Raw genomic sequence first — 4202 nt, 5'->3', positions numbered from 1 at the left:
ACTATAGGGGGCTGGCATTTTTGGTCTTCTTAGTCATCTCGTCCTCTCCATTATACGTCCTAACTTTCCTGTCTGGTGCTATAGTAGGGTGCGTCAGACCCCGTAAATAGGGATCCCAACCGGAGCATCAACAACTGACGCACCTGGTCAATAGCTGAATTTTTGTCCCAGGCTGTTGTCTATGGGCCATGTTTATCATCTGGGCGGTAATAGTTGATTTATCGTGAGCAACCGGTTGCTATAATTTTCGTTTTAGCCTTTAAGGGTAGAAAAGGTTGGTCAAACCTCCATACAAAAATTTTTTCACCCCCAACATTTTTGAGGCGACATATATAGTGATCATCTAATCATTTTTCAACATTCGCAGTTGAAACTTTTAGGTCATGCAGGTAGATTTTAGTCTTGAGAGAAATTGGCTATTAGTGTGTAAATTCGGCATAAACCAAGGAACCTAAGACGCATCTGTAATTGAGATGCTATCTAAGTCCATTGATTCTCAACCAGCTTTTTTGTCTGAATAAGACCGGGAGGTGATATCTGGAGAGGTTCCGAACTTTTCAAGCCAATCAAAAATCCGGTCAAGCTGTTCTAGGGTGACTAGCCCGTATTGCCATAAAATCATGGGAAGTTGACCTGATTCTTGCTCAGGATGTCGGAGGGCCATGGCGATGGAAGAGGCAGGGATCGCTAATTCCCAACGTAAAAATTGAATTAACTGGGCTTGCTTGGTTGAGATCATCATTTTTTTCCTGCATGAACGTAAAAAAGTTGGGAACTGTTGGATGTCGGATTAGATAACTAAGTCGGGTGTGAATTCCTATAGTATCTATATTATCTTCTATCTAACTAAGTTCAGTGATATATTACACCCGAACATTGTGATTTCTTTGTGAAATTTAAGTGATCTGGGTCACTAATTATGTTTGAGCTGTATAGGTGCCGGGGGAGTTAATTGGGCAGACGGCACTTTTTTTTGGGGGAAAATTTATCATAGCCGTTACCAGAGCTATTCTGGTGAAAATCTAATGTTTTTTTAACAAAAGCAATGAAGCGGGTTTGGATCACAAAATCATCAAACCATAATCTAAAAAGGAATGGGACTGGCGGTTCTGTGTAGTGGGTGTTCCCGGACTCCTGATCCTGCTAGACTGGATGTAAGTTAGACGGATATTGATTCATATTCATGCTCAACACACTAAACCTGGAGCTTTCGCTAGATAAAGAAAGCTATAAGACTCAGACGGAAGGACTGATGCGGGAGCTGCGATCGCTACAGCAAATCTGCTGGGAAAAAAAACTACCTGTGATTATCGTCCTGGAGGGTTGGGCGGCGGCGGGTAAGGGTTCTCTAGTCAAAAAAATGGTTAGCTATATGGACCCTCGTGGGTTCAAAGTGATTCCGGTGTGGCCCCCGACCGAACAGGAGCGGTTGTATCCATTCATGTGGAGATTTTGGCAAGAGTTCCCAGGTTATGGGAAAATCGGGATTTTTTACCACAGTTGGTATACCCATGTTCTGGAAGATCGTCTATTTGAGAGACTTCCAGAAGCTAATGTAGGGATGGCAATGCGTCAAATTAATGCTTTTGAGCGTCAAATGATTGACGATGGGGCAGCGATCGCCAAATTTTGGATTCACTTGAGCAAAAAAGAACTCAAGCGCCGCCTGAAAAAGGCCACTAACGATGAACTAGAAGCATGGCGGGTGCGTCCCGAAGACTGGGAGCAGGCTAAAAACTATGATATTTATAGTTCCTATGCCGAAGAGATGCTAATTCACACCAGCACGGGTGTAGTTCCCTGGACCTTAGTAGAGGGAGATGATAAACGGTGGGGTAGGGTCAAGGTGCTATCTAAAATGGTGTCTACTATCAAAGAGACTCTCGAAAGGCTGGAAGTGCAACCGCCTCCTATTTTTACTCCTCCCCAACAACACCTAGAACCTACCGATCCACAACCCCTGGCTGCTGTGGATCTGAGTTTGTCCTTGTCAGAGGATGACTATAAGGAACAGTTGCGGGAACAACAGGTTCGCTTAGGTAAGATGCAGCAAATGATTTTTGAACAGCAAATCCCCGTTTTAGCCATATTTGAGGGATGGGACGCGGCTGGAAAAGGGGGATCCATTAAGCGTTTAACCGATATTCTTGATCCGCGCAGCTATGAAGTTCATGCTTTTGCTGCTCCCACTGATGAGCAAAAGGTGCATCATTATCTGTGGCGGTTTTGGCGTAAACTTCCGCCAGCCGGAAAAATTGGCGTTTTTGACCGCAGTTGGTATGGTCGGGTCTTAGTAGAACGCCTTGAGGGGTTTGCTTCCGAACGACAATGGCGACGCGCCTATCGAGAAATTAATGAGTTTGAGGAACAACTGACTACGGCGGGTTATATTTTGCTGAAGTTTTGGTTACATATTGACCCGGATACCCAACTTGAAAGGTTTACTGAACGCGAGAATAATCCGTTTAAGCAATATAAACTCACAGATGAGGACTGGCGGAACCGGGAAAAATGGTCTTGTTATGAGGTAGCCGTCAACCAAATGGTGCATCGGACTAATACCCCTAGGGCTCCTTGGACTTTGGTTTCCGGTAATGATAAGTTTTATGCGCGGGTGCAGGTGGCGCAAACGGTGGCTGATGCGATCGCTCAAACTTTATAGTTAGTAGGCAATTTGGCAAAACTATTGCCAGCGTCGGGTAGTTCACTATAAACTTGAGCCGTATACTATTTGTCAGTTATACGGCTCTCGTTTTCCTCAGTCCCTAAAGCACTCTGTGATTTGATTTGGGGTAGACCAGGAAAAATCAAAGGGTGATATGATGTGGGATTCTCCACGGTCAACCATGAAGGGAAAAAATGATGTTTGTATTACTCACCCAAGTTCTGGTTTTACTGCTACTGATTACCATTTCTTTTAGGATTTGGAGACTCTTAGCAGGCAAAGAAAATAGCTTAGTTAGTCGGCTGTTTTTTTTACTAACTCTCACTTTACTTATAGTCACTTTTATCGCTCCTGATAGCCAGGTTGGTAGATCTGTTATTCAGCTTTTGGCGATTTTTCTAAGACCTCTGGGTTTATCAATTTTACTATTAACCATTGCCTCGGCTTTGATTACTAATGGGGGGATTAAAAATCCGGCTCCGAATTTAATTTTAACTGCATTATTAATTCTGATTTTATCGAGTACCCCCGTTTTGGCTCAATGGTTGGCTTTGCAGGTGGAAAGGGTGGCTGTGCAAACAGTTCAAACTGATTTATGTTGTGGGGAAAGAGCCGGGGCAATTGTTTTGTTAGGACGGGGAACAACACAGCCTAAATTGCCCTACAGAACTCAGATCCAACTCACGGCTACAGGCGATCGCATTCCCTATACAGCCGAACTTTATCGGGAACGTTTAGCTCGTTTGGTGATTGTAGCAGCAGGCGATCGCCATGAGTTAATTCATCCGACTAATGAGGCGAAAGATATTCAACAGTTATTGATTTATATGGGAGTTTTGCCTAGTGATATTCTTTTGGCAACTGAAAGCCATACCGTTAGGGAAGAAGCCCTAGAAGTCAAAGAAATCATGGAAAAAAGGCGGTTAGGAAGAACTATCATTTTGGTTACTTCTGCCTTAGAAATGCGCCGCGCCGCCCTCACATTTACTCAAGCTGGTTTTAAGGTAATTCCGGCTCCCACTAATTTTTCTACTTTTATTCCCTATGGCAAACGTAAGGAGAGGGTTTCTTTCCAAGACTTCGCCCCTAATGCGGAGGCTTTGGTTCTCAGTACCCGTGTGGTTGATGAATATCTCGCTACTTTTTATTACTTTCTACGGGGGTGGATGGCTCCTAGTTTATAAGTCTGTTGACACTCCATCGGGCTAAAGCTACGAGGATTCTTTAGAGGAGATAACCAACAAATGTTAGTCATTGCTCGTAACGGTAGTGCCTAATCTAAGTACAGGACAAAAGTTGTAGAGCCTGGTGAAACCGCCCTGAAAACAAAGGCAGATTAGAGAAAGTGCGGCGTAGAAAATCGAAGCCAGTGCGGAAAAGACTCTGGGAGCGTCGTCCGTGAGCCTTCAAAGGAATGGGTGAACCTTGGTGAATCCACAAACCCACCTTCATAGCCCAAGTAAAAGCCAGGCTAAGCAAAGCCAATAAACGGCTCAAGCGCTCAGGGTCCTTAAAGTGAGTCGATTCGAGACAGAAG

General features: G+C 44.2%; 3 protein-coding genes and 1 pseudogene. 2 read left to right on the top strand and 2 right to left on the bottom strand.

Annotation, left to right across the window (positions count from 1 at the left end):
- Window positions 1–496 precede the first annotated feature (496 nt).
- Window positions 497–742, bottom strand: a complete 246-nt coding sequence (locus ACTIE0_RS23105; RefSeq protein ID WP_006626266.1) for a DUF2949 domain-containing protein — start codon at window positions 740–742, stop codon at window positions 497–499.
- 441 nt (window positions 743–1183) lie between these two features.
- Between ACTIE0_RS23105 and pap the strand changes: the two genes are divergently transcribed.
- Both pap and ACTIE0_RS23095 read left to right on the top strand, forming a co-directional pair.
- On the top strand, window positions 1184–2662 hold the full coding sequence (gene pap / locus ACTIE0_RS23100; RefSeq protein WP_006626267.1) for a polyphosphate:AMP phosphotransferase: 1479 nt from the start codon (window positions 1184–1186) through the stop codon (window positions 2660–2662).
- A gap of 197 nt (window positions 2663–2859) precedes the next feature.
- A complete protein-coding gene (locus ACTIE0_RS23095) occupies window positions 2860–3849 on the top strand; it encodes a YdcF family protein (protein WP_006626268.1) in 990 nt (329 codons plus the stop codon).
- A 94-nt stretch (window positions 3850–3943) separates the two neighbouring features.
- Here ACTIE0_RS23095 and ACTIE0_RS23090 read toward each other — a convergent pair.
- Window positions 3944–4202 (bottom strand): annotated as a pseudogene (locus tag ACTIE0_RS23090) (IS4 family transposase); the annotation flags it as partial.

The sequence above is a fragment of the Limnospira sp. genome (assembly GCF_051859755.1).
GTDB classification, from domain to species: domain Bacteria; phylum Cyanobacteriota; class Cyanobacteriia; order Cyanobacteriales; family Microcoleaceae; genus Limnospira; species Limnospira fusiformis.
This window is presented reverse-complemented; position numbering and strand designations above follow the sequence as displayed.

Coding starts and splice junctions, on each gene's coding strand:
- ACTIE0_RS23105 (WP_006626266.1), bottom strand. CDS start 742: ATGATGATCTCAACCAAGCAAGCCCAGTTAATTCAATTTTTACGTTGG.
- pap (WP_006626267.1), top strand. CDS start 1,184: ATGCTCAACACACTAAACCTGGAGCTTTCGCTAGATAAAGAAAGCTAT.
- ACTIE0_RS23095 (WP_006626268.1), top strand. CDS start 2,860: ATGATGTTTGTATTACTCACCCAAGTTCTGGTTTTACTGCTACTGATT.